Annotated in this window: 18 protein-coding genes and 1 tRNA gene; 4 read left to right on the forward strand and 15 right to left on the reverse strand. The window is 68.4% G+C overall.

The annotated features are described in order from the left end of the window. Positions 1–50: 50 nt before the first annotated feature. Genes accD through GC203_RS14220 form a run of 4 tightly spaced genes read right to left on the reverse strand, consistent with a single transcriptional unit; the run spans position 51 to position 3688 of the window. Positions 51–974, reverse strand: coding sequence for an acetyl-CoA carboxylase, carboxyltransferase subunit beta (gene accD / locus GC203_RS14205; protein WP_293455600.1), 924 nt, complete (start codon positions 972–974; stop codon positions 51–53). Positions 975–979: 5 nt separating this feature from the next. Beyond that, positions 980–1807 carry a tryptophan synthase subunit alpha gene (gene trpA, locus GC203_RS14210; RefSeq protein WP_293455603.1) on the reverse strand — a complete coding sequence of 276 codons (828 nt, stop codon included), beginning with the start codon at positions 1805–1807 and terminating at the stop codon, positions 980–982. Next, entirely contained in the window at positions 1804–3039 is a 1236-nt protein-coding gene (gene trpB / locus GC203_RS14215; protein WP_293455606.1) for a tryptophan synthase subunit beta, read from the reverse strand. Before trpB ends, trpA begins: the two co-directional genes overlap by 4 nt. A gap of 4 nt (positions 3040–3043) precedes the next feature. After that, positions 3044–3688 (reverse strand): phosphoribosylanthranilate isomerase, encoded by a 645-nt coding sequence (locus tag GC203_RS14220; RefSeq protein ID WP_293455609.1) that lies wholly within the window; start codon positions 3686–3688, stop codon positions 3044–3046. Between the two features lie 217 nt (positions 3689–3905). Between GC203_RS14220 and GC203_RS14225 the strand changes: the two genes are divergently transcribed. Further along, entirely contained in the window at positions 3906–4274 is a 369-nt protein-coding gene (locus GC203_RS14225; protein ID WP_293455612.1) for a DUF559 domain-containing protein, read from the forward strand. Positions 4275–4376: 102 nt separating this feature from the next. Here the strand turns inward: GC203_RS14225 and mscL are convergent, their stop codons facing one another. The 5 genes from mscL to aroA all read right to left on the reverse strand — a co-directional run bounded on the left by mscL (position 4377) and on the right by aroA (position 9354). Further along, positions 4377–4793, reverse strand: coding sequence for a large-conductance mechanosensitive channel protein MscL (mscL, locus tag GC203_RS14230; protein WP_293455613.1), 417 nt, complete (start codon positions 4791–4793; stop codon positions 4377–4379). A 115-nt stretch (positions 4794–4908) separates the two neighbouring features. Then, complete coding sequence (locus tag GC203_RS14235; RefSeq protein ID WP_293455634.1) at positions 4909–5199, reverse strand: integration host factor subunit beta; 291 nt, start codon at positions 5197–5199, stop codon at positions 4909–4911. Positions 5200–5480: 281 nt separating this feature from the next. After that, a complete protein-coding gene (gene rpsA, locus GC203_RS14240) occupies positions 5481–7187 on the reverse strand; it encodes a 30S ribosomal protein S1 (protein WP_293455637.1) in 1707 nt (568 codons plus the stop codon). Between the two features lie 158 nt (positions 7188–7345). Then, positions 7346–8002, reverse strand: coding sequence for a (d)CMP kinase (gene cmk, locus GC203_RS14245; RefSeq protein WP_293455640.1), 657 nt, complete (start codon positions 8000–8002; stop codon positions 7346–7348). Next, a complete protein-coding gene (gene aroA, locus GC203_RS14250) occupies positions 7999–9354 on the reverse strand; it encodes a 3-phosphoshikimate 1-carboxyvinyltransferase (protein ID WP_293455642.1) in 1356 nt (451 codons plus the stop codon). Before aroA ends, cmk begins: the two co-directional genes overlap by 4 nt. A gap of 122 nt (positions 9355–9476) precedes the next feature. Here aroA and GC203_RS14255 point away from each other — a divergent pair, with 122 nt between their 5' ends. Together GC203_RS14255 and GC203_RS14260 are read left to right on the forward strand one after the other, a co-directional pair. Beyond that, a complete protein-coding gene (locus GC203_RS14255) occupies positions 9477–9968 on the forward strand; it encodes a TIGR02300 family protein (protein ID WP_293455645.1) in 492 nt (163 codons plus the stop codon). A 118-nt stretch (positions 9969–10086) separates the two neighbouring features. After that, a tRNA-Ala gene (locus GC203_RS14260) sits at positions 10087–10162 on the forward strand. Positions 10163–10276: 114 nt separating this feature from the next. Here GC203_RS14260 and GC203_RS14265 read toward each other — a convergent pair. Further along, on the reverse strand, positions 10277–11206 hold the full coding sequence (locus tag GC203_RS14265) for an SDR family oxidoreductase (protein WP_293455647.1): 930 nt from the start codon (positions 11204–11206) through the stop codon (positions 10277–10279). Here GC203_RS14265 and GC203_RS14270 point away from each other — a divergent pair. Further along, on the forward strand, positions 11205–11576 hold the full coding sequence (locus GC203_RS14270) for a helix-turn-helix domain-containing protein (RefSeq protein ID WP_293455649.1): 372 nt from the start codon (positions 11205–11207) through the stop codon (positions 11574–11576). The two genes, GC203_RS14265 and GC203_RS14270, sit on opposite strands and share 2 nt — an antisense overlap. A 100-nt stretch (positions 11577–11676) precedes the next feature. Here the strand turns inward: GC203_RS14270 and GC203_RS14275 are convergent, their stop codons facing one another. The 5 genes from GC203_RS14275 to GC203_RS14295 all read right to left on the reverse strand — a co-directional run bounded on the left by GC203_RS14275 (position 11677) and on the right by GC203_RS14295 (position 17970). Then, entirely contained in the window at positions 11677–12672 is a 996-nt protein-coding gene (locus GC203_RS14275; protein ID WP_293455652.1) for an AraC family transcriptional regulator, read from the reverse strand. A gap of 148 nt (positions 12673–12820) precedes the next feature. Next, positions 12821–13378 (reverse strand): hypothetical protein, encoded by a 558-nt coding sequence (locus GC203_RS14280; protein WP_293455654.1) that lies wholly within the window; start codon positions 13376–13378, stop codon positions 12821–12823. A gap of 104 nt (positions 13379–13482) precedes the next feature. Next, positions 13483–14520, reverse strand: a complete 1038-nt coding sequence (locus GC203_RS14285; RefSeq protein WP_293455656.1) for an alpha/beta hydrolase — start codon at positions 14518–14520, stop codon at positions 13483–13485. A 45-nt stretch (positions 14521–14565) separates the two neighbouring features. Continuing rightward, positions 14566–16767 (reverse strand): TonB-dependent receptor, encoded by a 2202-nt coding sequence (locus GC203_RS14290; protein ID WP_293455658.1) that lies wholly within the window; start codon positions 16765–16767, stop codon positions 14566–14568. Between the two features lie 174 nt (positions 16768–16941). Further along, entirely contained in the window at positions 16942–17970 is a 1029-nt protein-coding gene (locus GC203_RS14295; RefSeq protein ID WP_293455660.1) for an aldehyde reductase, read from the reverse strand. Positions 17971–18041 lie beyond the last annotated feature (71 nt).

The raw sequence follows: 18041 nt of genomic DNA on the forward strand, positions 1-18041 counted from the left end.
CCTCTCCCCTCTCTCGCTGCGCTCGGGGGGCGAGGGACTTTCGCGAAGGCTCAGGCTGCTGGGGAAAGACGCTCACGCCCCATCATAAGGGTCTTCAGGATCGAACTCAGCACCGAAGGGATATCCTTGCGCTGGACGACCTGGTCGACCATGCCGTGCTCGACCAGGAACTCCGAGCGCTGGAAGGCCGCCGGCAGGGTCTCGCGGATGGTCTGCTCGATCACGCGGCGGCCCGAGAAGCCGATGGTGGCGTTGGGCTCGGCCAGCTGGACGTCGCCCAGCATGGCGTAGGAGGCCGTCACCCCGCCGGTCGTGGGATCGGTCATCACCACCACATAGGGCAGGCCCGCGGCCTTCACCTCGTTCACGGCCAGGGTGGTGCGCGCCATCTGCATGAGGCTGAGGGTGCCCTCCTGCATGCGGGCGCCGCCCGAGGCGGTGAACACCACCAGCGGGATCTGCCGCTTCACGGCCTCCCGCGCGGCGGCCACGAAGGTTTCGCCCGCGGCCATGCCCAGGCTGCCGCCCATGAAGGCGAAGTCCTGCACGATCACCACCGCCGGCTGGCCCTGGATGGTCCCACAGCCCGCGGCCATGGAATCACGCTCGCCGGTGGCCTCGCGCGCGGCCTTCAGGCGCTGGGGATAGGGCTTGTCATCCGGGAAGTTGAGCGGGTCCTCGACGACGACGGGCGTGGCGATGCGCTCGCACTTGCCGTCGTCGAAGGTGATCGCCAGGCGCGCCTTGGCGCCGATGCGCATGTGGTTGCCCGACGGCGTCACCCACAGGGCGGCCTCCAGGTCGGGCCGGTAGAGCATCTCGCCCGTGTCGGGGCACTTGACCCAGAGGTTCTCGGGCGTGTCCTTCTTGGTGAAGCCACGGACGCCGGGCGCGATCCGCGAGAGCCAGCCGCGGCGCTCGCGTGGCCCCGCAGGACGGCCCGGTTTGTCGTTCCGCTGTTCAGCCATAGCCATGAATTTCAGACCGCAACCCGACGCGCGAGGCGGACAGCCTTAGCAAGAGATTCGGCTTTGGAAAGAACGCGGGCGGTCACGTCTTCGTTCAATTCCCCGGCCGCCGCCACTTCATCCACAAGCGCCGAGCCGACGACCACCGCATCGGCCACCTCGGCCACGGCGGCGGCCCGTTCGGGCGTCTTGATGCCGAAGCCGACGGCCACCGGCAGGCCCGAGGCCTTGCGCACGCGTTCGACGTTGGGGGCCACGGCGGCCGCGTCGGCCTCCTTCACCCCGGTCACCCCGGCCACCGAGACGTAGTAGACAAAGCCCGAGGTGCGGCGGACCACCACCGGCAGGCGCTTGTCGTCGGTGGTGGGCGTCGCCAGGCGGATCAGGGCGATCCCGGCGGCGTCCAGGGCGTCGGCCAGGGGATCGGCCTCCTCGGGCGGGCAGTCGACGATGATCAGCCCGTCCACGCCCGCGGCGGCGGCGTCCTGGGCGAAGGCCTCGAAGCCCCAGGTCACCAGCGGGTTGAGATAGCCCATCAGGATCAGCGGGGTGTCGGCGTCGCCCTTGCGGAAGGCGGCCACCGTCTCCAGCGTCGCCTTGAGCGTCATGCCCTTGGCGAGCGCCCGCTGGGCCGCGCGCTGGATGGGCGGGCCCTCGGCCATCGGGTCCGAGAACGGGAAGCCCAGCTCGATGATGTCGGCGCCGGCCGCCGGCAGGCCCTGGAGGATCTTCAGCGCCGTGGCCTTGTCCGGGTCGCCGGCCATCACATAGGCGACGAAGCCCGCGCGCCCTTCGGCCTTCAGGGCCGCGAAGCGCCTGTCGATGCGCGAAACGGTCAAATCGTGCGTCCCAGATGCTCGGCCACGGTGGCGACGTCCTTGTCGCCGCGGCCCGACAGGTTCAGCACCACGATGCCGTCCTTGCCCGCCATATCGACGCATTCCGGCAGGCGGGCGAGCGCATGGCTGCTCTCGAGCGCCGGGATGATGCCCTCGAGTTCGGCGCAGAGCTGGAAGGCGGCCAGCGCCTCCTTGTCGGTGCAGGTGAGGTATTGCGCGCGGCCCACGTCGTGCAGCCACGAGTGCTCGGGCCCGATGCCGGGATAGTCGAGGCCGGCCGAAATGGAGTGCGCCTCCTCGATCTGCCCTTCCGGGTCCTGGATCAGGTAGGTCTTGTTGCCGTGGAGCACGCCGGGCCGGCCGCCGTTGATCGCCGCGGCGTGGCGGTGGGTGCTCATGCCGTCGCCGGACGCCTCGACGCCGACGATCTTCACGTGCTCGTCGTTCAGGAACGGATGGAACAGGCCGATGGCGTTGGAGCCGCCGCCCACGCAGGCCACGACCACGTCGGGCAGGCGCCCCTCCAGCTCCCAGAGCTGCTGGCGCGTCTCATTGCCGATCACCGCCTGGAAGTCGCGCACCATGGCCGGATAGGGGTGCGGGCCGGCGGCCGAGCCGATGATGTAGAAGGTGTCGTGGACGTTGGTGACCCAGTCGCGCAGGGCCTCGTTCATGGCGTCCTTCAGGGTCGCCGAACCGCTCGTCACCGGCCGCACCTCGGCGCCCAGCAGGTTCATGCGGAACACGTTGGGCTTCTGCCGCTCCACATCGACGGCGCCCATATAGACCACGCAGGGCAGGCCGAAGCGCGCGCAGACCGTGGCGGTGGCCACGCCGTGCTGGCCGGCGCCCGTCTCGGCGATGATCCGGGTCTTGCCCATCCGCATGGCCAGCAGGATCTGGCCCATGCAGTTGTTGATCTTGTGCGCGCCGGTGTGATTCAGCTCCTCGCGCTTCAGATAGATCTTCGCCCCGCCATAGTGCTGGGTCAGCCGCTCGGCGAAATAGAGCGGGCTGGGGCGGCCGACGTAGTGCTTGAGGTAGCCGGACAGCTCGGCCTGGAACTCCGGATCGACCTTGGCGGCGGCGTAGGCCTCGCCCAGGTCGAGCACCAGGGGCATCAGCGTCTCGGCGACATAGCGGCCGCCGTAGTCGCCGAAACGCCCGTTGGCGTCGGGATAGGCGGTGTAGTCGTTGGGGCGAGCCCCGATGGATGAGGTTGGCGCGTTCATCGTCTCAGGCGCGGCGGACAGCGTCGAGAAACGCCGTGATCAAGGCCGGGTCCTTTAGTCCGGGACCGCGCTCGACACCAGAGGAAACGTCCACCAGCGGGGCGCCGGAGGCGGCGACGGCGGCTTCCACGTTCCAGGGATCGAGCCCGCCGGCCAGCAGCCAGGGCCGCGAAAACCGGCGTCCGGCCAGCAGGGTCCAGTCGAAGGTTTTGCCCAGGCCGCCCGGACGGTCGGCGTCCTTGGCCGGCTTGGTCTCGAACATCAGGTGTTCGACGAGCGGCTCGTAGGCGCGGGCGGCGTCGACGTCGGCCGCCTCGGCGACGTGCAGCACCTTGATGACGGACCGGCCGCTGCGCTGGGCGATTTCGCGCACGCGGGCGGGGCTCTCCTGGCCGTGAAGCTGGATCAGGTCGGGCGACAGGCCGGCGGCGATGGCGTCCACCTCGGCGTCGGCGGGATCGACCGTCACGGCCACCACCTTGACGCCCTTCGCCCGGGCCGGCGGCGCCAGGCGCGCGGCCGCCTCGGGCGCGATGTTCCGCGGACTTTTCGGGAAGAACATGAAGCCCACGAAGGCCGCGCCGCCATCGACGGCGGCGCGCACGCCCTCGGGCGTGGTCAGCCCACAGATCTTCGCCTTGGCGGTCATGTCGGGGGACATAGTGCATCGCCGCGCCGATGGGGAGGGCGGCGGGAAACATCTGGCCTGTCGCTTCCTGGCAGGAAGGGCTTGCCTTTCCGAACAATTGTTCTCTCTATGTTCGCATTCAAATTTCCTTTCCCGCGGCACGCGGGAGAGGGGGACCGCCCGCCGAAGCCGGCGCCAGCCGGCTGAAGAGCGGGGGGTGGAGAGGGCAAGCGGCCGCATGGCGCCTCGAACAGCAACCCGCATCGCCACGCGAGCCCGCGCCCTGCGAAAGTCGATGACCGAGCCTGAGATCATGCTGTGGTCGCGGCTCAAGGGCCGCGGTACGGACAGGCCGGTCTTTCGCCGTCAGGTCGCGTTCGGGAGCTTCATCCTCGATTTCTACTGTCCGTCGGCGACGCTGGCCGTGGAGATCGACGGCGCGACGCACTGGGACGAAGCGGCGCAGGCGAAGGACGCCGCCCGAGACGCCTGGCTGAAGCGGCGGGGCGTCGAGGTGCTGCGGGTCGCGGCAAGCGAGGTCTACCGCGACCTCGGACGGGTGGCCGACGCAGTGCTTCTGGCCGCGCGAGCGCGGATCGGCGGCTGACACTCCGCGCCGGCGGCTCGCCCTCTCCACCATCGGCTCTACGGCCTTCGGCCTCGGCCGACGGTCCCCCTCTCCCGCGTGCCGCGGGAAAGGAAGAGGCGCCTACTTCGCCTGGGCCTTGATGGCGTCGCGGATTTCCATGAGCAGCGCCTCCTGCGGCGGCGGGGCGGGCGGCGGCGCATCGGCGGCCGGCGGCTGGCGGCGCATGGCGTTCACGGCCTTGACGATCAGGAACACCACCCAGGCCACGATCAGGAACTTCACGCCCGCGTTGATCAGCGCGCCGTACTTGATCGCCACCAGTTCGCTGGCCTCGGTCAGCGGATCGTCGGGCTTCAGGACCCATTCCAGCTTCGAGAAATCGACCCCGGAGGTCAGCAGGCCGATCGGCGGCATCACCACCTGGTCGACCAGCACCTTGACGATGTCGTTGAACGCCGCGCCGATGATCACGCCGACCGCCAGGTCGACCACGTTGCCGCGCGCGATGAACTCGCGGAATTCCGAGAACATGCCCATGAAGCGCTCCCTCCCAACCTCGGGCCGCGGCGCGACGGGCGTGCGGCCTCGCAGGCCTCAGAAGGAGCCGCGTTCGTCCGGGGCGTCAACCACGGGAAAGGCCTTCGGCGGGACCCTAGTCCTCGTCGTCGGCGTTCAGGCGCTCTCGCAGTTCCTTGCCGCTCTTGAAGAAGGGGACATGCTTGGCCCGCACGTCGACCGGCTCGCCGGTGCGCGGGTTACGGCCGGCGCGGGCGTCGCGCGAGCGCACCGACAGGGCGCCGAAGCCGCGCAGCTCGACGCGGCCGCCCTCCTCCAGCGCCTGGATCATCCGCTCCAGGATCACGCCGACGACGCGTTCGACGTCGCGCTGCGTGAGGTGCGGGTTCTCCTCCGCGAGTTTCGCGATGAGCTCTGACTTGATCATTATCCCCTCGAACCGGCGCGACCATGGGATAACCGGACACGCGGATCAAGGCGCAAAAGCGGGTTAGCCGGACCCTGCCGACCAACTTTCCGCAGACGGCGTCACAACCCAGGCGCGCGTGTTACGAAACGCGGCGCCTGGCACACGAAAAACGGCCGAACAGCCGCCGATCCAGCCCCATCGCCGAGGGCGGCATGGGGGGAATCGCAAAGGGGGCCCCGCCGGTCACGGCGGAGCCCCCTCCACGAATTGCGCAACGCTCCCCTGGAAGGGGAACCCTGCTATTCCTTCTGGGCCTTCTCGCGCAGCGCGGCGCCCAGGATATCGCCAAGCGAGGCGCCGGAGTCCGACGAGCCGAACTGCTCGATGGCTTCCTTCTCCTCGGCCATTTCCAGCGACTTGATCGACAGGGACACCCGGCGGGCGGCCTTGTCGACGTTGGTGACCTGGGCGTCCACGCGGTCGCCGACGGCGAAGCGCTCGGGGCGCTGGTCGGCGCGATCGCGGCTGAGGTCCGACTTGCGGATGAAGGCCGTCATCGGGGCTTCCTCGTCGCCGAACTTCACCTCGATGCCGCCCGAGGTGACCTCGGTGACGGTCGTGGTGACGGTCTGGCCCTTGCGGAAGGTGTCGCCTTGCAGCGGGTCGCCGGCCAGTTGCTTGATGCCGAGCGAGATGCGCTCCTTCTCGACATCGACGTCCAGGACGCGCGCCTTGACGGTCTCGCCCTTCTGGTACTTGGCGATGGCTTCCTCACCCGGCGCCGACCAGTCGAGGTCGGACAGGTGGACCATGCCGTCGATGTCGTTCTCCAGGCCGATGAACAGGCCGAACTCGGTGGCGTTCTTGACCTCGCCCTCGACGACCGTGCCGATCGGGTGATCCGCGACGAACTTCTCCCAGGGGTTGGCCAGGGCCTGCTTGAGGCCCAGCGAGACGCGGCGCTTGGACGGATCGACGTCCAGCACCACCACGTCGACTTCCTGCGAGGTCGACACGATCTTGCCGGGGTGGACGTTCTTCTTGGTCCACGACATCTCCGACACGTGCACCAGGCCTTCCACGCCCGCTTCCAGCTCCACGAAGGCGCCGTAGTCGGTGATGTTGGTGATGCGGCCGGTGAACTTGGCGCCCACCGGGTACTTGGCTTCCACGCCGTCCCACGGGTCGGACTGGAGCTGCTTCATGCCGAGCGAGATGCGCTGGGTGTCGGGGTTGATCTTGACGATCTGCACCTTGACGGTGTCGCCCACGGCCAGGACCTGGCTCGGGTGGTTGACGCGCTTCCAGCTCATGTCGGTGACGTGCAGCAGGCCGTCGATGCCGCCCAGGTCCACGAACGCGCCGTAGTCGGTGATGTTCTTGACCACGCCCTCGCGGACTTCGCCTTCCTGCAGCTGGCTGACCAGCTCGGTGCGCTGTTCGGCGCGGGCTTCTTCCAGGATGGCGCGGCGCGACACGACGATGTTGCCGCGCGGGCGGTCCATCTTGAGGATCGCGAACGGCTGCTCGCGGCCCATCAGCGGGCCGACGTCGCGCACCGGACGGATGTCGACCTGCGAACCGGGCAGGAACGCCGAGGCGCCGCCCAGGTCGACGGTGAAGCCGCCCTTCACGCGGCCGACGATGACGCCCATCACCGGCTCGTTCTTCTCGTAGACGCCTTCAAGGCGCGTCCAGGCCTCCTCGCGGCGGGCCTTCTCGCGGCTGATCACCGCCTCGCCCATCGCGTTCTCGACGCGCTCCAGGAACACCTCGACGGTGTCGCCGGTCTTCAGCGGGGGCTTGCCTTCGTCCATGCCGAATTCCTTCAGCGGAACGCGGCCTTCGGTCTTCAGACCGACGTCGACGATGGCGAAGTCCTTCTCGATGGCCACGACCTTGCCGTGGACCACCTGGCCTTCCATGAAGTCGCGCCCGCCGAGGGATTCGTCGAGCAGCGCGGCAAAGTCGTCGCGCGTCGGAGTGAGGCTCATATCGTTAGCCATAGGGGTCTTTCGTTCTTCAAATGGCCGTGGGCTCCGCACACCATGGGTGTTCGGACGGAGTCCCGCTGACCGGGGCTAGAGGTTGAACCGATCACGCGGGAGACACCCCGCGCAGGTGAGATTTGCCCGCGGCGATCGAGGGAAAGGCGCGATGGGATTTAGCCCCGGGATCTCTCCCAACGGGCGCGCGCCGCCTCGACGATGCGGCGGGCCGCATCGGCGGCCTGCTCTATAGTCATTTCGGTGGTGTCCAGCAAGGTCGCGTCCGGCGCCTGGGTCATGGGCGCGGCGTCGCGGCCGCCGTCGCGGGCGTCCCGGCGGCGGATGTCGGCCAGGACGTCGTCGTAGGCCACGGCCTCGCCCTGCCCCGAGAGCTGCTTCCAGCGCCGCTCGGCCCGGACCTCCGGCGTCGCGGTGACGTAGAGCTTGGCCGGGGCGTCGGGACAGATGACCGTGCCGATGTCGCGGCCGTCCAGGACGGCCCCGCCCGGCCGGGCGGCGAAAGCGCGCTGGAAGTCGAGCAGGGCGGCGCGCACCGCCGGGTGAACGGCCACGCGGCTGGCCAGTTCGCCGGCGCCGCGCGTCCGCAGGGCCGGATCCTCCAGTTCGGCCGGGTCGAGCCGGGCGGCGACGGCGGCGGTCGCGCCCTCGTCGTCGAGGCCCACGCCCGCCCGCTCGGTCAGCACGCCCACGGCGCGGTAGAGCAGGCCGGTGTCCAGCACCGGCAGGCCCAGCTCGCGGCCCAGGCGCTGGGCGATCGTGCCCTTGCCCGAGGCCGCGGGACCGTCGACGGCGATCACGAAGCCAGCGGTCATCCTCTATCGCTGCGCTCGGGGGGAGAGGAGGTCGCGATCTCGGCGCCCAGGCCCTGCATCAGACCGACGAAGCCGGGGAAGCTGGTGGCGATCATGCCGGGCTCGTCCACGCTGACCGGGGCGTCCGACGCCAGGCCCAGCACGAGGTGGCTCATGGCGATGCGGTGGTCGCCGTGGGTGATCACGCCCGCGCCGCCGGCCACGGGATGGTTGCCCCGCTGGGCGCCGACCACCGTCAGGGTCTCGGGCTCTTCCTCGACGCCCACGCCGCAGGCGGCGAGCCCGGCGGCCATGAGGGCGATCCGGTCGCTCTCCTTCACCCGCATCTCGCCGATGCCGCGCATCACCGTCCTGCCCGCGGCGAAGGCGGCCGCCACGGCCAGGATCGGATACTCATCAATCATCGCAGGCGCGCGCGCGGGGGGCACCTCGACGCCCGTCAGTTCGGAGTGGCGCGCGGTGACGTCGCCCACCAGCTCGCCGCCCTCCTCGCGGACATTGGCCACCGTCAGGTCGGCGCCCATCTCGCCCAGCGTGTCCAGGAGGCCGATGCGCAGCGAGTTCAGGAGCATGCCCTCGACCGTCACCTCCGAGCCCGGCGTCACCAGGGCCGCCACCAGCGGGAACGCCGCCGACGACGGATCGCCGGGCACGCGGATGCGGGTGGCGGCGAGGCGCTGGCCGCCCGGCAGCACGATGTGGCGGCCAAGGCCTTCCTCGCGCACCTCCACCTCGGCGCCGAAACCGCGCAGCATGCGCTCGGTGTGGTCGCGGGTGGCCTCGGGCTCGATCACCTCGGCCCCGCCGTCGGCGTGCAGGCCGGCCAGCAGCACCGCCGACTTAACCTGCGCCGAGGGTTCGGGCAGGCGATAGGCGACATGCCGCAGCCCGCCGCCCTTCAGCGTCAGCGGCAGCCGGCCGCCAGCGCGGCAGATCCACGCAGCCCCCATCTCGCCCAGGGGCTTCAGCACCCGGTTCATGGGCCGGCCGCGCAGCGAGGCGTCGCCGGTGAAAGTGGCCGAAAGCTCGAAGCCGGCGGCCGCGCCCATGATCAGCCGCACGCCGGTGCCGGCGTTGCCGCAGTCGACCACGTCGGCCGGCTCGGAGAAGCCGCCGCGGCCCTCGATCCGCCACCGCCCCTCGCCCGTCCGCTCCACGCCCGCGCCGAACGCCGCCATGGCCGCGGCGGTGCGCTTGACGTCGTCGCCTTCGAGCAGGCCCTCGACCTGCGTCGTCCCGTGCGCCAGCGCGCCCAGGATGAGCGCACGGTGGCTGATGGATTTGTCCCCGGGCGCGCGCACGACCCCTCGCAGGGGCCCCGCGCGCCTGGCGGTCAGTCGCGCCGCCGTCATGTGCTGAAAACGCAGCTCCTCAACCGGGAAAAACTCATGCGGGGATTGCTTTGACAGCCGCCCCCGCGCGTGGCAAGGGACGCCGCCTTTCGCGAAACCGCTGTCATCTCTAGAGGGCGCCTTTGGCCAATCCCGAACTCGGCACCAAACAAGTCTGCCCGAATTGCCAGGCAAAGTTCTACGACCTCAACAAGCGCCCGGCCCGTTGTCCGAAGTGCCAGACGGAGTTCGATCCCGACGAAGCCGTCCGCAACCGGCGTGTCCGCGCCCGCGCCGTCGCGCCTGAAGCCGACACCGAGGACGATGAGCGCGAGGATCAGGTCAAGGCCGGCGCCAAGAGCGACGAGGACGAGGAGGAGGACGAGGACGCCTCGACCCCCGAACTCGACGAAGCCGCCGACGACACGCCGCTGAGCAGCGACGACGACGACGATGACGACAGCGACGCCAAGGAGCGCAACTCGGGCGTCTCCGAGGACCTCGGCGAATTCAGCGACGACGACGACGACAGCGAGGACGGCGACGACGACGTTCCGTTCCTCGAGGACGACGAGGACGACGACTTCGACGAGTCGGAAATCGAAGGCCTTCCGGAGGACGGCGACGACGACTGATCGACGCGTCCGGGCCTGCGGCGAAAAAAGCCGAAAATGCCCGCTTGATCGCGGAATGCGGTTTGACTAGGTTCCGCGCCTTCCTGGGGCCCAGGCTTCCGGGAAGGCCCGAACTTTCGGGGCTATAGCTCAGTTGGTAGAGCGCTTGAATGGCATTCAAGAGGTCAGGAGTTCGACTCTCCTTAGCTCCACCATGAAGCCCTCCAGCAGACCGCTGGAGGGCTTCATCAGTTTCAGGGCCCCGCTTCGTTCCGGCGGGTCATGACTCGCAAGCGCGACGCGGCCCTCGACGGAGGGGCGTCAGGCGCCTAGGCGCCGAGACCGTAGCGAGGGGCCGGCTTTCCATCGAACATCGCCTGGAGGAGCGTCCCGGCCATGGCCTCGTAGTCGCGCAGGCCCGAAGCGTCCTGCAGGGATGGGGCGGTGACGCGTTCGCCCTGGTCCAGTCCGGCAAGCGCGGCGTCCACGCAGTCCTCGGTCGTCATGACGATGCTGTCGGGCAGCGGGTCCAGCTCCGCCCCGCCCGCGACATCCCAACCTTCGGAGATCACCGCGCCCGGCAGGACGAGCTGAATGCGAACGGCCGTCGCCTCCGCCTCGCTCTGGAGGCTCTGCGTGAACAGGTACACATAAGCCTTGGTGGCGCCGTAGACGGGAATGCCTGGATAGGGCGCGAAGCCCGCCCCTGAACCGATGTTGATCAGGACGCCCGCGCCCCGCGCCTTGAAGGCGACCAGGGCCGCCTTGGAAAGCGCCGTCAGCGCGGTGACGTTCAGGGCGATCATCCGAACGATCACCTCGTCGGGGGTCTCGGTCAGCGGCTTCAAGGCCGAGAAGCCCGCGTTGTTCACCAGCAGCGTCACTGAAGGGTCGCCGGAGATGCGGTCGGCCACGGCGGACACGCCGCCAGGCTCGGAAAGATCAGCCACGAGCGCCTCGGCGCGGACCTGAAACCGATCGCGCAGATCGGCTGCGATCCGCTGGAGGCGGTCCTCGCGGCGCGCCACGAGAACAAGGTCATAGCCCCGCCGCGCAAGGCGCTCGGCATAGACCGCGCCAATCCCGGATGAGGCGCCGGTCACGATCGCAACGCCGAGCTTGCTTGAAGCAGAGTGGGCCAACGCAGTCTCCTGAGGACGAGCCGCCAACTTGGCGACGCTGGCGTTGGAAGTATAATTCCTATACCTAGTGTCAATTAGGCACCTAGGATAGCCCAGGTATACTTCAGGAAACCACATGCCTTACACGGAAGAGCAGGTCGTCGAGACGATCCCGGTCGTTCGCCCCGTGCTCGAGCAGATCGCTCACCGGTGGTCCATCCTGGTGCTGACCTTTCTGTGTGAGGAACCGAAGCGGTTCAACGCGTTGAAGCGTCGCCTCGACGGCATCACCCAAAAGGCGCTGACGGAAACCCTGCGGCGGCTCGAGAGGAACGGCCTGATCGCGCGCAACGTCACCACGACCTCGCCCATCGCGGTCGTCTACTCGGTCACCCCGCTTGGGCGCACGCTGCAGGAGCCGTTCCTCTCGCTTTACGATTGGGCCCTGGATCACCAGGGCGACCTGCGCGAAGCCCAGGCCCGCTTCGACCGGCGCGCCGCCGAGTAAGGAGCGCACGGGCAAGGCCGACGGCCGGGCGGCGCGCGCCTTCGGATCTTCGGGGCGTCCAGGCCGCGCGGTCGGCGGCGGCGCCTCTAGGGCTGGGGGGTCACGACTGCGACGACCGCAGGCCGGCGCGGTATTGGCTCGGCGAGGCGCCCAGCCAATCCTGGCAGCTACGCCACAGGCTTCGCCGATCGGACCATCCCAGTTCCGCGGCGATGTCGTCGAGCCGTCCGTCCGTCGAGAGCAGGGAGACCAGCTTGCGCCGACGGATCTCCTTCGAAAGCTCGCGGAAGCTGGTGCCCGCGCGGCTCAGACGCCGCTGAAGCGTGGCGGGGCTCATGCCCAACGCCTTGGCCGCATCGGGCCGTGACAGCTCGCCATTGCCCAGCAGGTGCGCAAGCTTCTCCACGGTCGGCGAGGTCGGGGGCGAGGCGCAGGAGAGGGTGCGCTCCATCAACCCCTCGAACGCGGCAAGGTCGTGCGCCCCCCACCGGGTGTATTTGCGCCGCCCCAGGGGCGTGGCCATGTCCGCCTTGTCATAGACGATGGTCAGCCCGAACCCCGATCGCGTCTGGCTGGCCGCAAGGCCCGAGACCATGCTTCCGTCCTTGTCGCTGAGTCGCGTCGACAGGCGGACGCGCACGGGACGCAGGTCCTCAGCCGTCACCCACAGCAGCATGCAGTGGAACACCATGGCGATGAGTTCGAGGTAACGCTCGCGCCGTTCGGCCATCACCTCGGATTCGGCTGGGAAGTCGAAGTTGAGGCGGACCCCGTCGGCCCCGTAGCCGACGTTGGCGGTTATCCCCGCGCGCAGCACCGGGATCAGCTCGGCGTAGCGCTGCAGCCCCTCCAGGAGGGTGTCCATCTGATTGACCGCGGCGAAGATGACGCTGAAGCTGGACTTGGGTAGGCGGTCGGGCGCGCAGCCGTGGCTTTCATCATCCGTCAGGTTGATGTTGGTGAGCAGCAGGCGCCAGAAGTCGAGCTTGGCGATCGTCGCCGGGAGAGGCCCCGCTTCCTTGACGATGCCCGCCCCGGTCAGGAGTGTCCGAGCGCGATCTTCGCCGAAGAAATACGACACGTAGTACGACGACAACGACTTGTCGTCAGGGCGCTCGCCGGCGGCGGCGGCGGCGTTCGCCGCCGGGACCGCGCGATCCGCGGAGCGCCGCCCCCTCGCCGGCCGTTGCTGGCGCGGTGCGTCCGCTTGCGCGCCGGCGCGTCTCGATGCGTGATCGGCGAACTCAGGTTCGTAGGCCATCGAACGCGGCTTTCGCTTGCTCCGGAGTGAAGACGCCTGCGTCGAGCAACCGCTGGATCGCCTCCGGCGAGCCCTCCGCGGTCGGAGAGTCACCAACGTTGATACCCAACAACAATCCTTCATCTTCGCCAAGCCCGGCTTCCACGCACTCGAACCGGCGCAGGACGCCTGCGGGACAGGCGATGACGTCCATCGGTCCGAGCACGACGCCTTCAACCCCGCTGTCGAGCCGCCATTCCACCTTCCACCGCCCCTTGATCGCGATGAAGGTCTCGACCGTGTCGTGGGTGTGCATGGTCACGCCCTTGCCCGGCCGGGCGCTGATGTAGGCCACGACGATTCCAGCCTTGAGATGCGAGATCGCCGCGGGGGCATGATCGTCGAACGGCGAATCCTGATTGCCGATGACATTGCGCAGGGCCCGCCGCCCTTCCGGCAGCAGCATGTCGGGAAAGCCCTTCTCCTGCCGCTCGAGGTCGTCGAACCGCGCGAGACACTTTTCCATCTCGGCCCGAGTGGGCTTCACGACGGGAATAGCCATGATCATCTCCGTACGGCGATGGCATCCGGATCGGGCGTCTTCAGAGGTCGCCGATCAAGCCAGTGGTGAGTTGGGGAGTTCGAATGTGACGTCCCGCGCAGAGCTCAGTGCGAGGTCCGCGCGAAGTAGGCGATGTCGTTCGCCGTGCTTTCGCTGACGTTCGGCGCGCAGGCCGGGAAGACCTCGGTGGCGTGGACCGTTCCCATCACCTGGCGACACCTGGCCTGTACGCCACTACGCAGGAGCAGCCGGTAGAAGCTGATCCCCTCGTCGCGGAGCGGGTCACATTCGTTGACGCTGATGACGACGGGGGGCAGCGCCTTCACGTCCTCCTCCGTGGCGAACAGCGGCCAAGCGAGGGGATCGCGCGCCTCGAACGCCTCGATGCCATAGCCGTGGGTGAACTGGTTGTTGTGGAGATCCAGGAAGATCCCGTTGTTCTCAAAGGACGACGGGTGCTCCTCCGAGGGCCAGGAGCCTGCGATGAACGGGCACAGCGCGTAGACGCCGCTGTAGAGGTTTCCGTCCCCCTCGCGCGTCAGCTTCATGGCCGTGGCCAGCGCCAGGTTTCCGCCCCCGCTGTCGCCGCAGATCACGATCCGGTTCGCATCGATGCCGAGCTTGCCCGCATTGTCGCGCACCCACCTCAGGCCCGCCGCGCAGTCGTTCAGCCCCGCCGGATAGGGCGCGACTTCCGGCGCGCTCGAAGGGATAAGGGCGTTCCGGAAGTCGACCATCGCGACCGCGACGCCCTGGGCGGCGATGATCTTGCCCCAGGCGCTGTAGTGATCCATATAGGCCGAGTGAACGAGCATACCGCCGCCGTGTATATAGTACACGCAGGGCAACAATCCCTCGATGTTCGGTCTTATATACTGTATTTTTACTTGGTTTCCATCCGGGGCGGAGATGAACGTCTCCGTCGTCACGACGAGATCGGCCCAGGAAGCATGATCTTCAGGGGCGGTGCTCCGGTAGAAGGCGACCTCTTCGTCAAACGCGGCCGCCACCGCGGGGTCTGCGAAGAGCGCCAGAAGTTCCTCGCGGCTGGCCACGTTCGGGCCGGCTTGCCGGTTCAGGCGCCGGAACCTCTCCTTGATCCGCGGGTCGATACGAGGATCGTCAAGCAGTTTGGATGACATTGACTTGCCCTTCCATGGGGGAAGCGGACCTAAACTTGCGGATGCTCAGTATTTGTAGCCGATCGTGACGCCGATCTGCCGGCCCGGTTCAAGGACCGCCATGGCGGGCGACCCCAGCACGGCCGAGTAGACGATGACGTTCGACTTGATGCTGACGTCGGTCACGTTCGTGGCGAACAGGTTGACGTACCAGGGTCGCTCCGAGTCCTCGTACCGCAGTGACAGGTTGAGCTTGCCGATGGCGCCCTGGGACGACACCGGGATGTTGAACTCGGAGAAGTAGATCCTCGATTTCCAGTCGTAACGCGCCCCGAGCGTCACGACCCCCGTCGAGACCGGCACGTCGAGGTAGGCTCCGGCGCTGGCGTTGAACTTCGGAGCCATCGGCAACTGGTTGCCCGCAAGGCTCAGCAGTCCGAGCGAAGGCCGCGAGGAGTCCTGCGTCATGAACTCGTCGAACCTGGCGTCGAGCCAGGCTCCGGACAGGTCCAGGCGAAGATGCTCCGCGGGCCGGAGCACGGTCTCGATCTCGACACCGTCGATCGTCGCGCGCGCCGCGTTCGTGACCTGGCTGCCCAGGCCCACGATCTGGTTCACCTGCAGGTCCTTGTACTTCATGTGGAAGGCGGACAGGTTGGCCTGCAGGCGGCCGTCCAGCCACGCGCCCTTCAGGCCCGCTTCGAGGTTCGTGTTCGTCTCCGGCGCGAACGCCGGGGCGAGGCTGCCGACGGCGAAGCCGCCGCCCTTGTAGCCCTTGGCGTACTTCACGAAGCCCGTGACCGTGCTGCTGAGGTCGTAGCTGGAGCCGACTTCGTAGGTCAGGCGGCTCCAGGACCGGGCCTGCGAGAGGGTGAGAAGGGGATGGTAGACGCCGTACTCGTCGGTCGACTTCCGGTCCTTCGTGTATCGCGCCCCTGCGAAGACCTTGAATCCGTCGAAGACCTCGTAGGTGGCCTGTCCGAACACGGCATGGGACCGGGTGCGCAGCACCCCGCCCTGGGCGACCGCCATGGGAAAGGTGCTGATCGGAACGCGGATGTACTGGAAGCTGTGCTCCGTATAGTAGTTGGCGCCCAGCACATAGGTCAGGGGTCGGTTGGCCGGCGAGGTGAACAGGGCCTCCGCGAAATACTGCTGCGCGTTGTGGCCGAACTGCGGATCGTAGAAATTCGCCGGCGTGCCGTCGGCTATGTCGGTGTAGACGCGGTTCCGGTTGTAGGAGAGCAGCGCCCGAAGGTTGCTCGCGCCCAAGGCCACGTCCGTAACCAGGTTCGTCGTGAACGAGCTGAGCTCCCGCACGCCCTGGGTGGCGTAGGTCGTGCGATCGTCGACGCTTCCGGTCGGCTGCCCCTGGAGCGGGCCGGGAAGCGGGATGCTGGGATCCGGCGTTCCGGTGAAATACTGCGCCTGACCGGCGTCGTCCTGCTTGTGATACTCGACGAGGAGCCGGCTCTTGATCGTCGAGTTCGGCCGCCACTGAAGCTGAGCGCGCGCGCCGTAGGTCTTCGTGCCGTCCAGGCCGTGCGGACCGCCCGGCAGGAGGTTCTTCGAATAGCCCTTGTTGTAGTTCTGGTGGGCGGCAAGCCGGCCCTGAAGCCGCCCGTCCGCGGTCAGCGGACCGCTCACGAAACCGGCGCTGCGGATCAGGGTGGGGTCGCCGCCGAACGTCAGGTCGCCGCCGTAACGCAGGTCGGAGGTGGGCGTGTTGGGCAGCACGTTGATGGCCCCGCCGGTGGCGTTGCGGCCGAAGAGCGTGCCCTGCGGCCCGCGCAGGATCTCGACCCGGTTCACGTCCAGGAAGCTGCTGATGACGAGGCCGCTCTGCCCGAGATAGACGCCGTCCGCGTTCACCGCGACACCGGGATCGGATCCCGAGGCGCTCAACTGCGTGTTGCCGATCCCACGGATCGTGACGTTCGCCGCATTCGCGAACGTGCCGATCTGGATGTTCGGGCTGATCGCCGTCAGATCGGTCAGGGACGCGACCTGAGCCTGCTCCAGCTTCGCACCCGAGTACGCCGACACCGCGGTGGGGGTCTTGCGGATGCTCACCTCACGCCGCGAGGCGGTGACGATCACCTCGCCCAACTGGACTTCGGGCGCTGAGGCCTCGACGTCGGAGGACGGCGCGGAGGCGGACGCCAGGGGCGCCGCTTCTGGTCCAGTCGCGTCCGCCGCGAAGGCGGGATGCGCGTGCAGAAACGTCAGCGCGCAGCTGATCGAACTCGTCACGAATAGAGATTTCATCGGTCCTCCCCCTCGCCTCTTGTGGGCCAGTGCTTGGGAGGGTTAGAGGCGACCGCAGGTGCGAAGTCGATGACGCGGGCGATCAATCGAAAGGTCGCAAATTAGCTCACGCCAGCACAAAATCCGCTCGGGGGGATGGGCGATCACGGACGCCCGCCGCGAGGGTCCGATGGGTCACGCGAGGCGGGCTTCGATCATGCTCCGGGCGCCATCGATGATGGACTCGGCGGCCGGCCGCGCGCGCCAGGCGAGCAAGCGCTTCGCCTTCTCGGCGCTGCATTCCCGTCGCTTGCCCAGGTTCGAGGCGATTTCCCGAAGCGAAGGGTCGAACCGGGCCGCAAACCGGACCATCAGATCGGGCGCCCTGCGGACGGGCACCTTGGCGGCGTCCGCGCCAAAGCGGTCGCGAAGGAGCTGGGCGATCTCGGACATCCAGAGAAAGTCGCTCGCCGCGATGAAGCGCTGTCCCTTCGCGGCGGGACTGGTGAGGGCGCTTAGATGAAGATCCACGAGATCCCGGATGTCGACGATGGAGAACCCCACCTGTGGAAGGGCCGAGACTTCGCCCTTCAGCAGACGCGCCACCAATTCGAGCGAGCCGGATACATCCTTCGAGAACACCGGGCCTTGAATGAAGGCGGGCAGCACGGTGACGAGCTCCATCGGCCCGCCCAGGGAGCGCGCATAGGCCCAGGCGTCCTGTTCGGCGAGCGTCTTCGAGCGCGTATAGTTGCTCACCTTCCTGTCCGACAGGTCCGTCCAGGTCTCCTCGTCGGCGACGGCGCTTGAGGAGCCGGCGCGCGGCATGGCCGCATTCAGCGAAGAGGTCATGACCACGCGATCGACGCCGGCGCCGGAGGCGGCCTTCAGGACGCGCAGCACGCCTTCCCTCGCCGGCCGGACGAGGTCCTGACGCGCATACTCCCGCACCGGCATGGGCGAGGCGACGTGCAGGACGTGGCGGCAGCCTGCGGCGGCGCGCTCCCACCCTTCATCCTTCAGGAGGTCGGCTTCGAAGAACGAAAGGCGGTCCCCCGGATCGACATGCGCGGCGATCGCCGCCCTCACCTCGCCTTCCCGGGCCAGGCTGCGGACCGTCGTGCGGACACGTGAGCCCTGCCTGAGCAAGGCGGCGATGATCCAGCCCGCAAGATAGCCCGAGCCGCCTGTGACAAGCACCTCATCGCCGTTCGTCCTGGTCATCGATCAGCCCCCTTCATTCGGCCCGCGACTTGGTATCCATTGGATACCGAGCCATATGCTGAGGGCGGATC

Origin of the sequence: Phenylobacterium sp. (assembly GCF_016124325.1) — a bacterium.
GTDB lineage: Bacteria > Pseudomonadota > Alphaproteobacteria > Caulobacterales > Caulobacteraceae > Phenylobacterium.